This is a genomic window from Priestia sp. HNGD-A6 (assembly GCF_045784335.1).
GTDB classification, from domain to species: Bacteria; Bacillota; Bacilli; order Bacillales; family Bacillaceae_H; genus Priestia; species Priestia zanthoxyli.
Genome location: NZ_CP138621.1, coordinates 4,515,625 through 4,534,653, shown reverse-complemented (window position 1 = coordinate 4,534,653; position 19,029 = coordinate 4,515,625). Strand labels below are relative to the sequence as shown.

Below are 19,029 nucleotides of genomic sequence, written 5' to 3'. Positions count from 1 at the left end.
CTGTTTAGTGATCATTTCTAATAATTTCACGAGAGGAAACGCAATATGGAAAACATCTCAAATGTTGGAGAACAAGTTTTAAATAATAAAAACAATAAAATACTAGTAATGACTGGATTAATGATTGGAATTATTTTTTCTGAGCTTGATGAAACAGTTGTAAATACAGCCATGCCAACGATTATACGTGATCTTGGCGGATTATCTATGTATGGCTGGGTTGCAGGCATCTATATGCTAGCTCTATCTGCTTTCATGCCTATACTAGGAAAATTAGCCGATTTATTTAGTCGAAAAAAAGTCTACTTCGCTTCTATGGCTTTCTTTATTGGAGGCTCCATTATATGCGGGCTTTCTCATTCAATGATTATGCTTTTAATTGGAAGAGGAATTCAAGGACTTGGCGCGGGTGGCCTCATGCCATTAGCCATGACGATTTCGAGTGATTTGTTCCCTGTTGAACAACGAGCAAAAGTTCAAGCGTTTATGGGACCAGTAATGTTTATCCCTATGCTTTTAGGCCCACTAATGGGAGGCTTTTTTGTAGATCAAGCAAGCTGGCATTGGATTTTCTTCGTGAATATTCCAGTGGGATTAATAGCAGTCATTTTTTTAGCAAGTGGGTTAAAAGAAGTACATGAAAGAAAAAAAGTAACAATTGATTGGGCAGGAGCTATTCTTCTAGTAGCTGCAATCATTTCGTTATTAATTACGCCTGTTTTAGTCGAGAACGAAGGGTATACGTGGAGCTCTCCATTTATCGTTTCGCTACTATATGTAGGCGTGATTTTAATTGGACTGTTTATTTGGGTGGAATCAAAAGTGATTGAACCTATTGTACCGCTGCATCTATTTAGAAATCGTAATATTTTAGTATTGTCACTGCTTGTTTTTACTGTAGGCTGTGGATTGATGGGCTCATTCTCATCTTTCCCTTACTTTGCACAAAATGTATTAGGCCTTACTCCTACAGAATCTGGGTATTTAACTTTGCCCATGATGGTAGGTGCTGTTGCAACCTCAATCGTTTCTGGATTTCTATTAACAAAAGTTCGGTACCGCGAATTATTCGTGATTTCTTTCATTATGCCTGTTATCGGTTTTTATTTATTTTCTAAATTAGATATTAGTACCACTACCCTGCAGGTCATTATTTTCTTTTTTATCACCGGTCTTGGTTTAGGCGTTATGTTCGGTGGAGATAACTTAATTGTTCAAGAATCTGTAGAAAAAGAACACAAAGGAATTGCCTTGGCAACTGTTCCATTGTTTCAGTCTATTGGCGCAACTGTCGGAGTAAGTATGTTTGGGACGCTATTATCTTCCACACTTACGTCAAATCTAAGCAGTTTAGGCGATGAATTGCCTAAAAGTATGGCAAATAATATGAATAGCCTGGCAGCAGGAGGAATTCCAAGTGGACTTACTCCAGAATTATTTATGAAAATTAAAGTTTTATTTATTGAATCGTTTCAGCATATCTATACTTACGCATTTGTACTTACGATCATTGCCTTTGTTTTATGCTTCTTTCTAAAAAAAGAAGTGCTATCTTCAAAATCAGAAGAGTAATAAAAGAGATTCTTGCTGTAGCCAAAGGTGTATTTGTACAACAGTCGTTCCGAAAAATGCAAAAGCCAATTCGAATTTAACACGAATTGGCTTTTTTTATTAATAGATTAAAGGTTTTACCTTAGTTATTTCGGATTTATATTACCATCAATTGTACTCTTGATTGTTCCTTCTTTTTTTAAATAGATTTATTCACACTCTCTTTTTTAAAGACTCCTGTTAAAAGCGCAACGAGTCCTATTAAAAAGAAAATAGGAAACAATAACATCATTAATGCAACTCCTGCAAAACCTTCTTCCTGACTAATTGCAAACAAAATTGAAACGGCCCACGAAAAGAACGGAGCTATGATTAATATAGTTGTTGTTCCCCACACCATATATTTTCTTTTAGCTGTTTTCCCTCGGCTTAGTCCGCTTGCAAACATAAGCCCTACTACTAAAACTGTTAATGCCACTCCAATTGCCATTTCATCACCGCCTTTAGCAGCCAGTTTCTCTTTTACTTTACACCGTTTTTTTTTTTGCCTCTTGGACGGAAATAAATACGCTTGTAGCAACAAGTAAGAGTAAACCTTCTCCTATAATGATTAAACCTTTTATTTGAATGTCTAGAGCATCAAGCCCGCTTATTTTCGCAAAAGCGTAAAAAAGTAAAAATGAACCGAATAACACCGTAACAAAGGAAATAACAAGGGCCACTATTCTTTTTTTAAACGCAATACTTATAAAAAGGATTACCGTAAATACGATACTAATGGCCATACAATTATTAAGAATGAACGACATAAGCATCCCCTTAAACACCTTTTTACTCCATTACTCTTACTCAAACCTAAACCCAATCCCACCATCTACAATAATATTTTGACCCGTAATAAAAGATGCGTCATCCGAAAGAAGCCACTTTACTGCTTTTGCCGCTTCAAGCGGATCACCAATTCTGCCCAGCGCATTGAGCTTTTGATAGGATTCATTGAGCTTTACTTTTTCCTCTGAAGATAAATCTGAAAATCTTTCTTCTAACATAGGCGTACGAAATGCACCTGGGCACAAAGAGTTAATTCTTATATGTTGATGACCATATTCTTGAGCAACTGATTTTGTTAAAGCGATCACACCGCTTTTCCCAGCCGCATATACGCCTGTCCCTGCTGAACATAAAATAGCGTCCATTGACGACGTATTCACAATGACACCGCTGTTTTGTTTGGTCATTACCTGCAGCTGATATTTCATACAAAGCCATACGCTTTTTAACGTAACGTTTATTAAATGGTCAAAGTCTTCTTCTTTGAATTCATGGGTAGCATTAGAAGCTGCCTCCGTGTTAGCCGCATTATTAAAGCCCACATCAATTCTTCCAAAAGTAGAGTATGTGTGGCTCACAAGGTTTTTGACATCTTGACTATTCGTTACATCCGTTTTGATAAAAAGAGAGTGAGGAGACCACTTTCTTAATCTAGAAAGAGCTTCTTCTCCTTTTTCACTATTTCTAGAAGCAATCACAACATGCATGCCCTCTTTTGCGAGTAATTCCGCTGTTGCTAAGCCAATCCCTGACGTTCCACCCGTAATAATCCCTACTTTTTCTTCAAACATACGTTTCTCCCCTTTTGCGTTTAATAAAATCTCAACAAATTAAATTGAGTAACACTAGCCATAGAAGTTATTCAGCTTTGGGTAGATTAATCCCTGCTTTAAAACACTAAAAAGAGACTGGGACAAAAGGAGATTAGACGAAGTGAAAAATGAGTCATTGATCAATACTTTTGATTCGTGGTTCGTTTGTTTGTGGTAAACATAATTTTCATGTGTGTAGGTTTTTCTAGCAGTTGATTGGAGGGCAAGGCGAAGACTCCTGCGGGAAAAGCGGAACAGGTGAGACCCAGCAGGAGTGTAAGCGACGAGGAGGCTCATCGGCCGCCCGCGGAAAGCGAAGCCTTGCACGGAAATCAACTGCGGTGTCAGAAGCGGTTCAGCTCGTGTATAGTAGTTATTTGTCTTTAGGTTGGGCTGGTTTCGTTACATCTCCACCTCTTTTTAACTAGCTACTAATCTGATGGTGAGAAACAGATAAAGTAGATTTTCGGTTCCATAAATAAAAGGCATATCCGCTTAAAAATAGAAGCAGCGCGTAATTAACAAATAAAGAATCATTTGCGTTGACAGGGCTTGTAAACTGGAGAAAATTATTTAAGCCGTGAAATACAATCGTCACTCCAATCGATTGACCGTTAACGATCAGTAAAGCCAAGACCAACCCAATAACAAATGCAAATAGAATTTGAAAAATTGTATTTGCTACCGATTGACTGCTTAACATATTCAAACTGTGCGTAAAGGCAAATAGGAACGATGATAGAAGAACCGCTACTTTATAGCTTTTTGATAACAGCAAATTCAGCATAAATCCTCTAAATACCATCTCTTCTACAAATGCTATGACTAGAGTTTGGGTAAGCAAAATAAGAACAATATCTGCAATGGAACTTCCGTGTACACCTTTGTTCCCGATGAGGATAATAAGCAAATACAAAAGAAGCGGAGAAAGAACGAGGATTCTTGTTCTAAAGGACATGTTTTGTTGAAAGGAGAAAAAATGCTGCCACTTTTTTGTTTTTGTTAGATAAAAAGCTATTCCTATTGCTAAAGGGACAACTCCTAAAAACTGAAGATAATGTGCAGTAGGATGCGTCATGCTCACGTATGCACCGTTTACCACAAACCAAAAGATAACTAAGATTTCTAGGCCAATAACTTTCCACAAAAGCTTTGACTTGATCATCACTACACTACCTTTCTACTTTAGGTTTCATTGATAACCTATATTCGTTTTAAGGATTTTATATGTTTTCACCTTTTTATCATTCAAGCTCAAAAACCATGTGAGGCAACGCTTCTTCCTTTTAAAATAAGAAGATCGTTCCTCCTTTTTTACTGTGATTACACACGGTACAAAAATGCACAAAATCCTGCCCACGTGACGTAATCACTGAACTCCATTTTTTTACCGCCTCTAACAAGTACATTTACAGCCCAATTCAAAGCACTTCCCTCGGACGTTTTAGCTACATACTTTCTCGCTAAAGCGTATGCTCCCACTCGAAATAAGTAATAGCTGACTAAACATAAAAAAGAGATGGTCATAAAATTTAAATTTAACTCTTTCACTTGGTACACCTCATCGTTTTTGTGTTATTACATAACATTGCTTTTTATTTCTGTTCATAAAAATCTTTTTTGACACCTTTCAAAAGCTTTAAGATTTCTTTATAAAAACAGATAATTAACATTCCAGCGATGTTTGTCACCATCATAATCATAAGATTGCCGATGATGAGACTCAGAAAATTCCCAAAAAACATGAGGCCAATTCCGATATAAAAGCCTGGGTGAAGCAGCTTATCGTCGTCTTCTTTTTCTTCTTCCTGAATGTTTATTCTGTTTTGTAATGCAGCATCCTTTTTAATAAATTCATCAATGGTTGTCTTGTAGATGTCTCCTAGCTTTAAAAGATGCTGAATGTCAGGATAGCCCTGATTATTTTCCCACTTATGTATGTTTTGTACAGGGACACCTACCTGCGTAGCAACCTCTTCTTCTGACATCTTTTGTTCTTCTCTTAATTTTTTTAATTGCTTTCCTAACCTCAACTCATTCACCTCTATAACTATGGCAGCGTATAAACAAAATTTGTTTGCACTACGTTTTCTCGTTTTCTACCATTCTAACATATTGTGGTAAAAAAGAGAGAAACAGTAACGAGACGTATAAACCATAAAACGACAATACTAAAAAATAGTGAGAATTCTCATGTGTAAAAAATGAAAGAATGCACTTTTATCTACAGCCTTTTAGTGTTTATACTAAATAGTGGATTGTACGAACATAGAAATGAAAAAGGAGGCAACATGACGATGGAAATGCTACTGATTTATCTATTTGTTATCGCTCTTATTGGATTCATTATCTGGAGAAAAATGAAAAAGAAAAATAAGCCCATTAAAAAGAATGGACTTGGTATATTAGCTCCTATTTTGTTCATATTAATTGCATTTTCTCTTAGTCTAAGTCAGCTGATACCGGGCCAGTCCTTTCACTTACCACCCTACTGGGAAATGATGATTGCTGGTGTATTAGGTGTGATATTCGGGCTCATTATGCTTAGCCAAACGGACTATGAAATAAGAGAAGATGGCTTTATTTATTCAAAGCCAAATAAAAATTTTAAATATGTGATTATCGCCATTATTTTTATAAGAATGGCTTTGAGCCAGTACTTCAAAGGCTTAGATTCCATAGACTTCGCGGTCTTGACGATGACATTAGCTTTTATTTATATTGTGATTTGGCGAGTTGGCAGCTATTTAAAATTCCGTAAATTAAATGGTGATAATTACAGTGTAAATGCTGGATAATCATCAATATGACTAGTCCTTCTTCCTGTTTGGAAAGAAGGATTTTTTGTCATAGTGAGTAAAAGTCTCGTGTGTTGTGTAAGACAACCTATATATTGTATAATGCAATATGTGTTTTTTATAACAGAAGTCTATCTATAAAAACAGATTATAGTAAAACTGTACCTAATCACCAGCTGTTTGATTTACAGGTATATAATGAAAGGAATCGTCACATGACATTTATCAATTCTGTAACAGGCCCAGTCAGCACGTCAGAACTAGGGCTAACACTAATCCATGAACATATGCGCGTTCGTTCTGAGTCTGTTCACGCACAGTTTCCTCATTTATATGATGAAGAACAAGAAGTGGCAAAAGCAGTCGAACAAGTAACTCGTGCAAAGAAGCTTGGAGTTAAAACAATCTGTGATCCTACGGTGATGGAACAAGGACGCGATATTCGTTTTATTGAGCGAATTGCCCGTGAAACAGATACTCAAATCATCGCAGCCACAGGAATTTATACGTATAACTACATCCCTACTCACTTTCAAACTCGTAGCATTGACTATATGGCAGACCTGTTTGTTCGAGACATTGAAGTCGGCATTCAAAACACATCGATTAAAGCAGGCTTTTTAAAATGCGCTACGGATGCACCTGGCGTAACGGCTGATGTAGAAAAAGTAATGCGCGCTGTCGCAAGAGCTCATAAAAAAACGGGCGTACCAATTATGACTCATTCACATCCTGCAAGCGGCACAGGCTTAAAGCAGCTGGACATCTTACTCGATGAAGGCGCTAATCCAAATCAAATTCTGATTGGACATACGGGAGATACAGATAACCTTGAGTATATTTCAAACATATTAAATCAAGGTGCCTTTATCGGTATGGACCGCTACGGCCTGACAAGAGAATGTTCAACTGAAAATAGAAATGAAACGGTCATTGAATTGGCTAAACAAGGCTATTCAAACCGCATGTTTCTCTCACAAGACTACTGCTGTACAATGGACTGGTTTCCAGAAGGCGTGATTGAAGAACGTTTTCCAAAATGGTCGATGAGCTTTGTATTAGAAGAAGTCGTGCCTGAGTTAAAAAGAAAAGGCGTAACGAAACAGCAGATTCAGCATATGCTTTTTGATAACGCCCGCTGCTGGTTTGAAGGAAAGTAATTAAAATATTATAAAAAAACCCCACTGTGCAAGCTTACAGTGGGGGTTTTCCGCGTATTATTCTACCTTACGTTAACCTGTTTTTCTTAATAATTTCTGCTTTTCTTTGCTCTTTTTTATCATAAAGTGGGCACCCGACAGGCATAATCCAACGGCGATTCCGATCGTCAAGTTTGTAAACACCGTTAGCGAAAATGTCGTAAGTAAAACCAATGAATGAAATGATTTTTCTTTTATCACCTTTGAGAACTGTTCTTTTTTACTGATATTCCACGCTACGACCATCAATACGGGTGCGAGACTCGCAAGCGCCACGTATGAAGCATATGGAGCAAGCACTAGCAGCACAATCAACACAAAGATAGCGTGCGTGATTCCTGCAATTGGAGATGAAGCGCCGTTTTTAATATTGGTAACGGTCCTTGCAATCTCTCCTGCTGCAGGAATACCTGAAAACATCGGCGTTACCATGTTTACGATTCCCTGGCCAATCAGTTCTTTTTTGCTGCTGTGCTTTGACTTTGTCATTTCATCCGCAACGCGAGCTGTCAGCAAAGACTGTAACCCTACAAGTACAGCAATTACAAACGCAGAAGGTAAAAGAGTTACCACCCTCTCCACTGTTATATCTGGAAACGCTGGCGCCGGGAAATGACGAGGTATCTCTCCGTAAATCGAACCAATCGTTTCAAACTGATTTGCAAAGAAAAAAGATGCTAATCCCGTTGATACAATAATTCCAAGTAAATAGGACATTCCCAGCGACTTAGGCGAAAAGTAAAGAACTATTAAAATCGTAGCTAAGCACAATCCTGCTGTAGCGATACTATAGATGTTGATGAAGTGTAAATTACCAAAGATCTCTTTTATATTCAAATGAAAAAATTGAAATTTGTCAATCGCGTGCAGCCCAAGGAAGTTTGGAATTTGTCCGCTGAAGATAATCAGCGCAATTCCTGACTGAAATCCTACAATAATAGAAGACGGAAAATACTTGATTAAAGCTCCTACTTTACATAGCGCAAAGATAATGAGGAGAATCCCTGACATAAAGCCGGCAATTAATAAGTTTTCATAGCCATATTGCAACACAATTCCTAATAAAACAGGAACAAACGCACCCGTAGGTCCCGCGATTTGAAACCTACATCCACCTAAAATAGCAATTAACAATCCTGCTACAATCGTTGTATACAGTCCTGTAACAGGCGATATTCCAGAAGCTATCGCAAATCCTAACCCTAAAGGTATAGCTATAATGCCAACAACAATACCCGATAGTATATCTTTCTTCAAATGCTGCAAGGAGTAATTTCGAAAAACCTCTAGATTCATAAGTGTACATCAGCCTCCATTTTAAGTAGTGAGGTTACCCATTCGTATTTTGGTCATACAACCTTATTTCACTTCCATTCGTTCAAAATAAGGTGGGCTACTCGATTACTTCTATCTTAAAGGAGACAACTTACAAAAAAATAAAGAGGAAATTAGAAGTTTCTTAGACAGTTATTAAAATTTTCTTAAAAATTCTTACTTTTTATTCTTTTAGTTATTTTTTAGATAAAATGCGGTTCTTTGTTGTAAATAAAGCAAGATAACTAGACCCTATAGTAACGATAGAATGAATGGATGTGGACAGGCTGTGTTTAAAAATCTTTAAGTTTAAGTAGACGACACGCCTACCTCCATTCGTTTAACTATATTCGAATTCATAGGAAGCTCGGTTATATAAGGCCAATTAATTACAAACGTGAACACTAAAAGACAGGAGCTTTGAATCATAATTCAAAGCCCCTGTTTTTACTAATAAGATATATAATACCAATTCTTTTGTATCTTTTCTATTTCATCAAACTTCATACCAAAATCGCCCGATGAAGGTTTACGGTTTTTTGGGTCATACACAAAACCCGAGAAATGGCCGAATAGTCCACTGCTTGTAAAGAAAAGTACGGAGATTGCCTTTCCTTTGGTTTCTACTGCAACATCATCTCGACCTCTGGACACACTCGCATACTCTTTCGGTAGATCAATCAGCGATGAGTTGTCGGGTTCATTGGAGAAAGGAATGAGCGATGGGTAGTCGACTCCATCGGCTTTCAAGACGCCACTTTGTATGTGAGCTGCCACTTCTTCTCTTTTCTGCTGATGGAGTTTAAAGTTTATGTCTAAATTAAGCTGCTCAAACGGAATGAAGAACCACAGCACAAAGGTTATCACTTGAATAACTAAAGGTAGCCACTTTCTACTACTAAAGAGATAAATCAATGTCCACAGCGTTAGTAATAAAAAGAAAGGAAGGACAAAGAATAACCATATATATGGACTTACGTATTTCCCTATACGATCATCTAAATCCCATTGAAACAGGGACAATAAAAAAATGAACAAACTGCTACATAACGATAAAAGCAAAGTTAAATGACGTTTCACATATTTCCCTCTCTCTGAAATAATTCTTTTTAACCTTCACTCTTTATCATTCATTATTTACTATAGTTCTGTGAATCCGCTTTAAGAATTCTCTTATTATTCTAGAAAGCCCATTATTGGCGTTATAAAAATACCCAAAAGAATAAGTTTTATAGTGCGGAGGAGCAAAGTTAACGACTACATATTGATTACTTCTAGATAAACCAGCATCTGTTTTAAATGCGTAGTCAAATCCTATATTTATTGCCGTATTATTTTCCAATGTATGACGAATTGTATCTACATTATTGGTAGTAAACAAGATATCACATGGCAGTGAACTAAAACCTTTCATAAATTCCTGAATATACTTGTCGTTATATAAAACAATTGGCTGGTTAATTAACATCTCTTCAGTAATGAGTGTTTGTTTGGCTAATGGCGACTTCTTATTTACTGCAGCTACCATATGACCATCCAATAACTTTTTAAATACCAAGTTCCGATACTTTTTTTCTTCTTTTTCTGTATAAGTAATGAAACCTACATCTACTTCCCCATCTAGAACTTTATCTATAATATACTCGGTGCTATTTTCATAGACAGAAGCCTTTATGTTCGGATATTCTCTTTTAATTTCTGTTATTAAGCGAACGAGAATCTCCATTGGTCCTGGGTAGGTTGCAATCTTTATTTCACCATTCATTGTATTTGTATACGCTTCTGCTTCATCCATAAATTCTTGAATTTTCAATAAAGCAGCGCTGGCCTTTTCAATTAACCTATGACCTTCTTCAGTTGGAATAGATCCTCTTCTGGAACGATGAAAAATCATTATATTTAGTTCTTTCTCTAAATTTTTTATAGATTGGCTTAATGCAGGTAACGTAATATGAAGGTTACCTGCTGCTTCTTTTAGTGAACCCGTTTTATCTATTTCCACTATATGTTTTAATTGTTCAATATTCATAATGCCCTCTTTTTCTTTTAGTTAAGTATTACTTAACAATCGTTAATATTAACTAAATTTACCATAAGTATATCTGGTTGTATACTGATAGATATAGTAAAAGAAATGACACAAGGAGATGGAGTATATGAAGGCGCTAAGATGGCATAATCAAAAAGATATTCGTCTTGAAGAAATAAATGAACCAGTTGTACAGGCTGGTCAGGTAAAAATGAAAGTTAAATGGTGTGGAATTTGCGGTAGTGATTTGCATGAATACTTAGGTGGTCCCATCTTTATTCCAGTTGATAAACCGCACCCTCTCACTAATGAGGTTGCTCCAGTGACGCTTGGACATGAATTCTCAGGTGAAGTAGTAGAGGTTGGAGAAGGTGTAACCCATTATAAAGTTGGTGATCGTGTGGTTGTTGAGCCAATCTTTGCTACACACGGACACCAAGGTGCTTATAACCTAGATGAACAAATGGGATTCTTAGGTTTAGCCGGAGGCGGTGGCGGTCTTAGTGAATATGTCGCAGTAGACGAAGAACTTTTATTCAAACTTCCAGATGATTTATCTTATGAACAAGGTGCTCTAGTAGAACCAGCGGCAGTAGCTCTTTATGCAGTACGTTCAAGTAAAGTGAAAGCCGGAGACAAAGTTGCTGTATTTGGATGTGGACCAATTGGACTTCTTGTCATTGAAGCGTTGAAAGCAGCAGGTGCAACTGATATTTATGCAGTTGAATTATCCCCAGAAAGACAAGCGAAAGCAGAAGAATTAGGAGCCATCATCATTAATCCTGCTGAAGTTGAAGATACGGTAGCCGAAATTGCTAGATTAACTGACGGTGGCGTAGATGTATCATTTGAAGTAACAGGCGTACCTATTGTATTACGTCAAGCCATCCAATCGACAGGAATTGGCGGAGAAACGATTATCGTTAGCATATGGGAAAAAGGAGCAGAAATTCTACCGAATGATATTGTAATTAAAGAACGAACTGTTAAAGGAATCATTGGCTATCGTAACGTGTTCCCAGCAGTATTGTCTCTTATGCAAAAAGGCTACTTCTCAGCCGAAAAGTTAGTAACGAAAAAGATAGCTCTAGACGATGTAATTGAAGAAGGGTTTGAAAGCCTGATTAAAGAAAAAAACCAAGTCAAAATTTTGGTTAAATCGGAACAGCAATAACAATCATCAACAATGAAGATTTCTCTAAGCCACTGATTGTAATTAGTGGCTTTTTATTTCTTTAATCGGGTCCAGCCGAGAGATGTGTAAAATTTCACTAACACAATTTTACAGTTTAGAAGAATGAACGAGTCAACTACATCACGATGCCCATTGATTTAATTACATTTGAATCCATGAGACGTTTGGTTATCTGAATCTCATGCATTACAGAATTGATCACCTAAAAAACGTTTCTAGTCTAGTGTTGACGTACCAATGGGTTAATCGACGAGGACCAGACAGATATAAAATACATATGCCCGCCCTTTTTAACCACCGTAGTAATACTTTAAAAAGTTTAAAATGGATAACAGGATAATCAAAATAACCAAAACTCCTCCTATTAATATCCTTCGTCCTTCTTTTGGGGATTTCTTTTGTTTTTTATGGGCATACAAAATCAGTTTTCGAAAGGCAATGTGCAGTAAAATAACGAAGGCAAACAAACCAATCTTTACAAGGGTAAACAAATTATCACATCCATTTCAACAAACTAAAGACCTAAAAGGCATTCGGCAAACAACTTAGCTATGAAACTTTTTATTTTCTTTGTTCTTTTGATACTCTACAAAAAAGGATACTGGAACTGCTCCAATACCTATACCAATCGAAATAAACAGCGACTGGTTCATCTGAAGACTCGAATTTGCCGCTGTCTTACTATAAATGATAAAACACACAAAGCTTAAAAGGCCTATAGCTAAAGGAATGAGCGCGTGCTTGTACCATTTCATTGTATTAGCCTCCCCTCTTTTTCACCCCACCTAGCTTGATAGTCTCAGCATACGATTTATTTGTCAGCAATTAAGAGATGCACCGATTAATAGCACAATCCTGTTTAGGTAAAATGACTTCCCGCTATAGCGCTGGCTAAAAGAACGATTACGTCTAGCCCTCTTATCATATAGGTTTGGCTTTCACTCAAAGGTTTCCCCTTTCTTTCACTCATAACAGGGTAAAAATAAAAAAGATAAAAAGATAAAAGAAAACCCATACCCGCTGTCACAGCTATGATCATTTCCAAATTATCACATCTCCTTTTTCTTCCTTTTCCTTCTTTTCTTCTTGTTAAACAAGTTTAGCCAAATAGTCAGCGGCGCCTCTCCAGAACATACGAGTCCTGTTGAAATCATACAAAAATAAAAAAGGCAGGATTTCTCCTGCCTTTTTGCATATGTAATTCCTCTTTACTATGTCAACTCAGCGCTTTTAGCGAGCATAAAAGCAGAGATACTAAACAAAACAATCAATAAAGAAGCGGCATGTAACAGTAAAAAAAGAAATTTTTGGCCGCCTTTAATGAAGCACGAATAAATCATTCCTAGGATTGTTACTAAGATTAAAAGTGCTGCTGCTATTTTAATTACTATAGCAAAGAAAGCTCCGGCAAATACAATTGACGGAATAAAACACGCTACAATAATTATGTACAAAATCAGTGTAGCAATAAAAGCGGTTTTTGATACGTTTGAAGCCCGTTTAAACAAATTCCCCATATGATCTCCTTTCACATTTTAAAACTGCATCTTTTACTATAATACATGTGCTTAGAGGACACAATTAACTTTTTTAAAAGTGCCCATCACTTAAGCTTTATCACCAATAATACCGGTTATATTTTTGAGATCTTCTTTGCTTGGTTTATCAAACGTTGTGGCTGTTTTTTTATTTGAACTATTGGTTGATAAATAGCCTTAAAGAACGCTTTGTAGTCTTTACTTCAAAATCAATTCACACTAAAATTCTCTCTTCCGGTAGATAGACAGCGCAATAAAGTAAGAAGCAATATACATTACCATCCCAAAAAGAGTATATAAGATAGGAACATGCAAAGAAGAAGCGATCGGTAAGCTGGATGCTGCTAATATTTCAACTATATACCCAACAACTCCTTGTAAAGCAATCGCAACGAAAAGACCTCCCATTCCACCTCCAAGTACTATTCCGTCAGATTTCTCTGCTCCGAATACATAAAGAAGCGGATAAGCAAGTGCACCGGCAAAAAGGACGATAAATGTACCAAATGAAACGATATTTACTATATTCTCTACTGCACTCTTAGAAATAAGCGAATACATTGAGAAAACACCATAGGACAGGATGGTTCCGATGACGACAATTAAAAAGTAAAAAACATAGTGGCTTTGCACCACATTTTTTCGGCTAATTGGAAGAGTGAGCACGTATTTGTCATAGCCGGTCTTACTTTCTAATTTGATCACTTCAAGCGCGGGCATTGCCATTAACAAAATAATTAACATCGCTATAATACGGTAAAATGAAGGATCCGCAAAATAAAAGATGACCGCAGAAATGACTATGGCAAGCGCTGTGTACGTCAAAAAGCTTCGGTGAATGAGGTAGTAATTCGTTAACAATAGACCTTTCATTTACGTTTCACTCCTTGTTAAAAGCACGCTTAGTTCTTCCATCGACATCGGTTCAGTTACAGTTCCTTCTGGCAGCTGATGCTTATCTGATACGAGTACACGGACAGATTTATCATACGTTCTTTTTGCTACTACTATCTCTTCGGGAAGTACGTTTAGCTGCTCTTCATTCATAACGGCAATTGCGTACTCCTCAAACACTTTCTCTTTTTCTTCATTTAATAAAATTTTTCCGCTTTTAATCACAACAAGATGGCTCGCGATTTTTTCAACGTCGCTCATAATGTGAGATGAAAGCAGTATTCCGCTGTTGCCATCGCTGACAAAAGCTTTTAACTCATCTAATATTTCCTCTCTAGACGAAGGATCAAGTCCTCCTGTCGCTTCATCTAACAGCAATAGTTTAGCACCGTGGGACAGCGCTACTGCTAGAGATAATTTCATCGACATGCCTCGTGAAAACGTATGTATTTTTTTATCTTCCGGCAGTGAAAAAGAATGAATCAGTCGGTAAAAATCAGCTTCTTCCCAAGAATGAAATAGCTTCTTAAAAACGTTGTTTAGCTGTTTTATTGTTAAAGAAACCGGCAGATTAATCGCATCAAACACGACGCCAATGTCTTCTTTAATCGTCGCATCTTTATTCAAATTGTCTTCACCAAATATTTCGACCGTACCGCTATCTCTCGAAATTAATCCTAGTACTGCTTTAAACGTCGTCGATTTCCCCGCTCCGTTATCACCAATAAATCCAACAATCGACCCAGGAGGAACATGAAAAGAAACATCTTTTAAAACCTCATTTCGGCCAAACGATTTTGCCATGTTTCTAACTTCTAAAAGATTTGTCATGTGCTCACTTCACTTTCTCTATTAGTAGTTAGTGTAATCTAATCGCTATGATGATTCGTAATATCACCTTTTTTTTACAAAAATGACGATTCACTACCAATTATAGCTAGTAAACTATAAAAAGTCGATGACGACATAAAGCTTTGTTTCTAACTCATTCATTTTTTATGACCGTAATATGTATGACAACATCTGCCTGTACTATTCTTGCCTTACCTTTTTACCCAAATCACAAATAAAAAAAGGATCTCCCATAAAAGATCCTTTTCCTTCACTATAATTGATGACGCTGCTTTTTTTCTTTTTCACTTAATACGTAGTCTGCTATAAAACCAAGAATAAGTCCAACGGCTACCGGTATCAAACCGCCTTTTGCTTCCATTTGAAAATTTTCCGGTTCATTTACATAAAGCCACTGAACTGAAAGTAACGAAATATGAAAGGTATTGCCAATAAAAAATAAAAGTGCTATCGTGCCAATTGTTACGCCGAATGAAAGAATATATTTTTTCACCGTACTCCTCCTTTCATTAAAAGGCTGCTTCAAGCAAAGCAACCTTTTAATTTATTCATTTTGCTTCAAGCACTGCCTTTTCTTGAAAAACCTTCTTTAATACGAGAGACTGAAAAATCATAAACAAACTGCCTGTCATCCAGTATAAAACGAGACCAGACGGTGAAAATACCCCAAATGAAAGCACCATGACAGGCGAAAGAATTTGAGATAACACTGCGTGCGATCCATTCATTCCTGCTTCATCCTTTTGCATGACTCTTGTCTGCAAATACGTAGCTAATGCCGCAGCGATTGGAAGGATAAAATACGGATCCGCATGTCCTAAGTCAAGCCACAAAAAAGATGATGCGCTAATTTCATCTATTCGTCTAATCGCGTAGTACATAATTGAAAAGACCGGAAGCTGGACAAGTAAAGGAAGGCAGCCCATAAGAGGATTGGCTCCATTTTCTTTAAGCAGTTCCATCATTTTACGCTGATATTGCTGCTGACTCTCAGGATCTTTATTTTTGTACTTCTCTTTTAGCTGTTGAAGCTGAGGCTGTATACGTTTATTGCTCAGCTGATTTTTATATTGAAGAATGTTTAAAGGCGCCAACAGCATACGTACACCAACGGTCACAAGCATGATGGAAAAGCCAACGCTTTGATGAAGCCACGTATTTCCTATAAACAAAATGAGCAGTGAAAAAGGATAAATAAAATAGTGATCCAAAAAGTGCGTGTGCGAACTTTGAATCACGTTTGCTGAATCACAGCCGGCAAGTAGAAAAACGGAAACAGCAATAAAGAAAAGCTTCTTTTTATGTTTTAACATTTATATTCCTCCAGTATTTTTTTAGTTAACCGAAAAAAATACTGGCGAATGCGGACCTTCATCATCTTGTTCACCTATTGCTTCTTGTCTGTGAACAGAATGTATAAATTTAAATTTGTGATACACGCAGCATATGAGATTCTGAGCGCATAACAGATTTACGTTTTGTATGAGATACATGTCTTTTTGCTGCAGGCAAACATGCTTATGTAGCGTTTGAAAGGTAGCTAGTTTAATAGCCGCATGTACAAAAAAGGCCGTCATAATCGCAAATGACACATACAGAAAGGCATCCGGTATAAACAATTCCATTTATTCACATCCTTATGGATTATTGTATCATATTTTCCTTAATTTAGGTTAATTGATTTTATGGCGCAGAATCTGCTATCTCAGTAAATATACTCTACAAAGCTGGTTTTCTTATAGGAAAGTCAAAAGCTACGTTTCTTTTGCACATACCTTCATACGTTTGATGAAACAACGAATAGAACATATACTGGGACACATATAATTCTAAAAATTTCTACTTTTATTAGTAAAAAGGATATTATTCCTTTTTATGGTATAATCAAAAAATATAATTCATAGGGAGTGAATTCATTGGAAACTAATACAAAACCTCAAGTAAACACCAACTCTATTGTTTCTCTAACTCTAGGTATCGTATCTATTTTCATTCCAATCATTGGGTTTATTACAGGGATTATTGGAATTATCTTCTACAAAAAAGCATCTAATCAAATAGCTGCTACGAATCAAAGCGGTAAAGGACTCGCGATTGCCGGTCTGATTTGCAGTATAGTAGGCATGATTTCTCAGCTACTCTTTATATTAGGAATTATTACGTTTATGTTTGGAGGAACAACGGTTGACTATGAATAAAACAGGTCAATTAAAAATGTAAGAAAATCGAGATTTAGATAGGATTATTGAATTTTCTATATGAAAGAATAAAAGCTTGATTTTCGACTATCCGAAAATCAAGCTCTTGAAATTTAAACGTCCACTTATGACTCATTGTTACTACGCCTATAGCTCTTAATATAAATTGCAAAGGAGAATGAAAAATTAAATCTATCGTTGAATCTAGAATAAAAGAAATCATAATTGTTCTACTTACTTTACTACTAGTAATCTCTGTGTTGATCAACTGTTCTAACTATTTTAATAGTTCAGAGATAAAAACTTTGACCTCAAGATGTTATGATAACGGCAGAGAAGCCATAGTAGAAATACATAATCCAATTATTAATGATTATTCTTTTGAATGTAAATAAAAAAGAATCAAAAGTCCTGTAAGGGTTCTAGCTGTAAAACAAACGCTGACAAATGAATCTTAGCGTTTGTTTTGTTTGTCTTTACAAAGTAAATAATTAATTATTTGTTTATAAAAGAGTCTATCGATTTATACTTTATTGCTGATTAGCATGCAAGGTGTTTGTAGACAGTAAATTCTTGCGTCTATAAATACTCAACACAATTCCTATTAAGAATGCATTTAACAGAACCGGCATCCATCCATAGCTAATAAACGGTAAAGACATATTGGTCATAGGAAAGAATCCGACAATCATTCCTACGTGACCAACAAGTTGTACCGTATAGATTATTATAACTCCTACTAGCAGCAGTTTAGTATACGAATCACCAATTCTCTTAGCAATAAGCACTATTCTGACGACAACTAAAGAAAGAACTAGAAAAAGAATAGATGCAAACAGCCACCCATAATAATAAGTAAAGCTTAGAAATACAAAGTTCGTGTCAGCTTGAGGAATCATTTGATCGACAAATGAATGTTTTCCAAACCATCCTGCATCCATAAATAAATGATGAACCTTTGAAAGACCAAAGTACTCTTCTGAATTATAAGGGTTTATAAATGAGAGAACTCTATACTTCTGATAATAAGCAACGGTCATCCATCCAATTATGCCCCAAGCAGCGACTAACGCAAAGCCAGATCCTAAGACAATGGCTATTTTCTTTTTATTTAACTTACTCCACCAAATCATTGTAAAGGTCAAGGTTACATATATAAAGAGGGTTGTAAGGCCACACTGCAAAAAGAAATACAGTGACAGAAGAAATAAAAGAAGGAATTTCCACATTTTAAAGCGATTGCTTTGAAAGAACCCTGCCCATGCCAAAAAGAAAAAAGGAATGGCCATTAAACCTTCAATTTTTAGAGGCCCTACTTTGAAAACAGATTGACCTTCTGTAAATGTGTTAAAATTTGTTGTCAGAAATAATAAAAGTAAGGTACCTAATAAATAGAATAACCACCCTTTAGTGGCTAACTTTCTATAGTCTATAAACATCATAACTAAAGCTAGCATCGCTCCCAAGATAACAAAGACAACCTTATAGGTAGAGAAATGATTGTCGACCATACCATCTTGAGACAGCAGTGGCAAAAACCCTAGAAGCAGAGCGGCAGCAAATAAACTTAGTGTAACCCAGTCTATTTTTGGACGATGAATACGGTTAAGGTTCCGACCAATACTGACAGGGTTTCCCATTTGATGAACGGCCTTTTCTTCTGCTTGATCGTCGCTTATCCCTTTTTGCAGCCAATAGCTTTTTACTTCGTTTAAATGATGATGCAATTCCGCAGAAACAAATGCCTTGGCTTCTTTTGATTTTATTTGTGCCTTCACTTGTTCCAAGAATGAATTTCTTTGTTCACTCATATCCTTC

General features: G+C 36.4%; 23 protein-coding genes. 6 read left to right on the top strand and 17 right to left on the bottom strand.

What is annotated here, in order from left to right; translation table 11 throughout:
* Nucleotides 1-45 precede the first annotated feature (45 nt).
* On the top strand, nt 46-1,572 hold the full coding sequence (locus SCI76_RS23370; RefSeq protein ID WP_168761052.1) for an MDR family MFS transporter: 1,527 nt from the start codon (nt 46-48) through the stop codon (nt 1,570-1,572).
* Nucleotides 1,573-1,750: 178 nt separating this feature from the next.
* Here SCI76_RS23370 and SCI76_RS23365 read toward each other — a convergent pair whose 3' ends face one another.
* From SCI76_RS23365 to SCI76_RS23355, 3 genes are read right to left on the bottom strand one after another with little or no spacing between them, the layout of a single operon-like run.
* Nucleotides 1,751-2,041: a hypothetical protein gene (locus SCI76_RS23365; RefSeq protein ID WP_048019508.1), complete on the bottom strand. Its 291-nt coding sequence runs from the start codon at nt 2,039-2,041 to the stop codon at nt 1,751-1,753.
* Nucleotides 2,042-2,078: 37 nt separating this feature from the next.
* Nucleotides 2,079-2,360, bottom strand: coding sequence for a hypothetical protein (locus SCI76_RS23360; protein WP_168760337.1), 282 nt, complete (start codon nt 2,358-2,360; stop codon nt 2,079-2,081).
* Nucleotides 2,361-2,396: 36 nt separating this feature from the next.
* Nucleotides 2,397-3,173: an SDR family NAD(P)-dependent oxidoreductase gene (locus tag SCI76_RS23355; protein ID WP_168761053.1), complete on the bottom strand. Its 777-nt coding sequence runs from the start codon at nt 3,171-3,173 to the stop codon at nt 2,397-2,399.
* A 233-nt stretch (nt 3,174-3,406) separates the two neighbouring features.
* Here SCI76_RS23355 and SCI76_RS23350 point away from each other — a divergent pair, with 233 nt between their 5' ends.
* Nucleotides 3,407-3,622, top strand: a complete 216-nt coding sequence (locus SCI76_RS23350) for a hypothetical protein (RefSeq protein ID WP_168760338.1) — start codon at nt 3,407-3,409, stop codon at nt 3,620-3,622.
* On the opposite strand, the gene SCI76_RS23345 is transcribed toward SCI76_RS23350, so the two are convergent.
* The 3 genes from SCI76_RS23345 to SCI76_RS23335 all read right to left on the bottom strand — a co-directional run bounded on the left by SCI76_RS23345 (nt 3,619) and on the right by SCI76_RS23335 (nt 5,236).
* Nucleotides 3,619-4,359, bottom strand: a complete 741-nt coding sequence (locus SCI76_RS23345) for a CPBP family intramembrane glutamic endopeptidase (RefSeq protein WP_168761054.1) — start codon at nt 4,357-4,359, stop codon at nt 3,619-3,621. The genes SCI76_RS23350 and SCI76_RS23345 overlap by 4 nt on opposite strands.
* Before the next feature lie 158 nt (nt 4,360-4,517).
* Nucleotides 4,518-4,745 (bottom strand): hypothetical protein, encoded by a 228-nt coding sequence (locus SCI76_RS23340; protein ID WP_168761055.1) that lies wholly within the window; start codon nt 4,743-4,745, stop codon nt 4,518-4,520.
* A gap of 44 nt (nt 4,746-4,789) precedes the next feature.
* Nucleotides 4,790-5,236: a helix-turn-helix domain-containing protein gene (locus SCI76_RS23335; RefSeq protein WP_275210968.1), complete on the bottom strand. Its 447-nt coding sequence runs from the start codon at nt 5,234-5,236 to the stop codon at nt 4,790-4,792.
* Between the two features lie 255 nt (nt 5,237-5,491).
* On the opposite strand from SCI76_RS23335, the gene SCI76_RS23330 reads away from it, so the two are divergent.
* On the top strand, nt 5,492-5,992 hold the full coding sequence (locus SCI76_RS23330; protein ID WP_240962100.1) for a CcdC protein domain-containing protein: 501 nt from the start codon (nt 5,492-5,494) through the stop codon (nt 5,990-5,992).
* 215 nt (nt 5,993-6,207) lie between these two features.
* Complete coding sequence (locus SCI76_RS23325) at nt 6,208-7,152, top strand: phosphotriesterase (RefSeq protein WP_168761058.1); 945 nt, start codon at nt 6,208-6,210, stop codon at nt 7,150-7,152.
* 72 nt (nt 7,153-7,224) lie between these two features.
* On the opposite strand, the gene SCI76_RS23320 is transcribed toward SCI76_RS23325, so the two are convergent.
* The 3 genes from SCI76_RS23320 to SCI76_RS23310 form a co-directional block, all read right to left on the bottom strand.
* Nucleotides 7,225-8,487 carry a SulP family inorganic anion transporter gene (locus SCI76_RS23320; protein ID WP_063247446.1) on the bottom strand — a complete coding sequence of 421 codons (1,263 nt, stop codon included), beginning with the start codon at nt 8,485-8,487 and terminating at the stop codon, nt 7,225-7,227.
* Nucleotides 8,488-8,955: 468 nt separating this feature from the next.
* Nucleotides 8,956-9,585 carry a hypothetical protein gene (locus tag SCI76_RS23315; RefSeq protein ID WP_168761059.1) on the bottom strand — a complete coding sequence of 210 codons (630 nt, stop codon included), beginning with the start codon at nt 9,583-9,585 and terminating at the stop codon, nt 8,956-8,958.
* Nucleotides 9,586-9,631: 46 nt separating this feature from the next.
* Nucleotides 9,632-10,534 carry a LysR family transcriptional regulator gene (locus SCI76_RS23310; RefSeq protein ID WP_063247448.1) on the bottom strand — a complete coding sequence of 301 codons (903 nt, stop codon included), beginning with the start codon at nt 10,532-10,534 and terminating at the stop codon, nt 9,632-9,634.
* Between the two features lie 127 nt (nt 10,535-10,661).
* Here SCI76_RS23310 and SCI76_RS23305 point away from each other — a divergent pair, with 127 nt between their 5' ends.
* Nucleotides 10,662-11,708 carry a 2,3-butanediol dehydrogenase gene (locus tag SCI76_RS23305; RefSeq protein WP_029714146.1) on the top strand — a complete coding sequence of 349 codons (1,047 nt, stop codon included), beginning with the start codon at nt 10,662-10,664 and terminating at the stop codon, nt 11,706-11,708.
* A 566-nt stretch (nt 11,709-12,274) separates the two neighbouring features.
* Here SCI76_RS23305 and SCI76_RS23300 read toward each other — a convergent pair.
* The 7 genes from SCI76_RS23300 to SCI76_RS23270 form a co-directional block, all read right to left on the bottom strand.
* A complete protein-coding gene (locus tag SCI76_RS23300) occupies nt 12,275-12,484 on the bottom strand; it encodes a hypothetical protein (protein WP_168761060.1) in 210 nt (69 codons plus the stop codon).
* A 456-nt stretch (nt 12,485-12,940) separates the two neighbouring features.
* On the bottom strand, nt 12,941-13,246 hold the full coding sequence (locus SCI76_RS23295; RefSeq protein ID WP_033580213.1) for a hypothetical protein: 306 nt from the start codon (nt 13,244-13,246) through the stop codon (nt 12,941-12,943).
* Between the two features lie 240 nt (nt 13,247-13,486).
* Nucleotides 13,487-14,140, bottom strand: coding sequence for an ABC-2 transporter permease (locus SCI76_RS23290; RefSeq protein ID WP_168761062.1), 654 nt, complete (start codon nt 14,138-14,140; stop codon nt 13,487-13,489).
* Nucleotides 14,141-14,992, bottom strand: a complete 852-nt coding sequence (locus SCI76_RS23285; RefSeq protein WP_048019489.1) for an ABC transporter ATP-binding protein — start codon at nt 14,990-14,992, stop codon at nt 14,141-14,143. It lies immediately after the preceding gene.
* Between the two features lie 274 nt (nt 14,993-15,266).
* Nucleotides 15,267-15,506: a hypothetical protein gene (locus SCI76_RS23280; protein WP_048019488.1), complete on the bottom strand. Its 240-nt coding sequence runs from the start codon at nt 15,504-15,506 to the stop codon at nt 15,267-15,269.
* A gap of 55 nt (nt 15,507-15,561) precedes the next feature.
* Nucleotides 15,562-16,326 (bottom strand): membrane protein insertase YidC, encoded by a 765-nt coding sequence (gene yidC, locus SCI76_RS23275; protein ID WP_048019487.1) that lies wholly within the window; start codon nt 16,324-16,326, stop codon nt 15,562-15,564.
* Between the two features lie 21 nt (nt 16,327-16,347).
* Nucleotides 16,348-16,638 carry a hypothetical protein gene (locus SCI76_RS23270; protein ID WP_407544479.1) on the bottom strand — a complete coding sequence of 97 codons (291 nt, stop codon included), beginning with the start codon at nt 16,636-16,638 and terminating at the stop codon, nt 16,348-16,350.
* A 291-nt stretch (nt 16,639-16,929) separates the two neighbouring features.
* On the opposite strand from SCI76_RS23270, the gene SCI76_RS23265 reads away from it, so the two are divergent.
* On the top strand, nt 16,930-17,211 hold the full coding sequence (locus SCI76_RS23265; protein ID WP_033580207.1) for a DUF4190 domain-containing protein: 282 nt from the start codon (nt 16,930-16,932) through the stop codon (nt 17,209-17,211).
* Nucleotides 17,212-17,741: 530 nt separating this feature from the next.
* Here the strand turns inward: SCI76_RS23265 and SCI76_RS23260 are convergent.
* Nucleotides 17,742-19,022: an FtsW/RodA/SpoVE family cell cycle protein gene (locus tag SCI76_RS23260; protein ID WP_048019484.1), complete on the bottom strand. Its 1,281-nt coding sequence runs from the start codon at nt 19,020-19,022 to the stop codon at nt 17,742-17,744.
* Between the last annotated feature and the right edge of the window lie 7 nt (nt 19,023-19,029).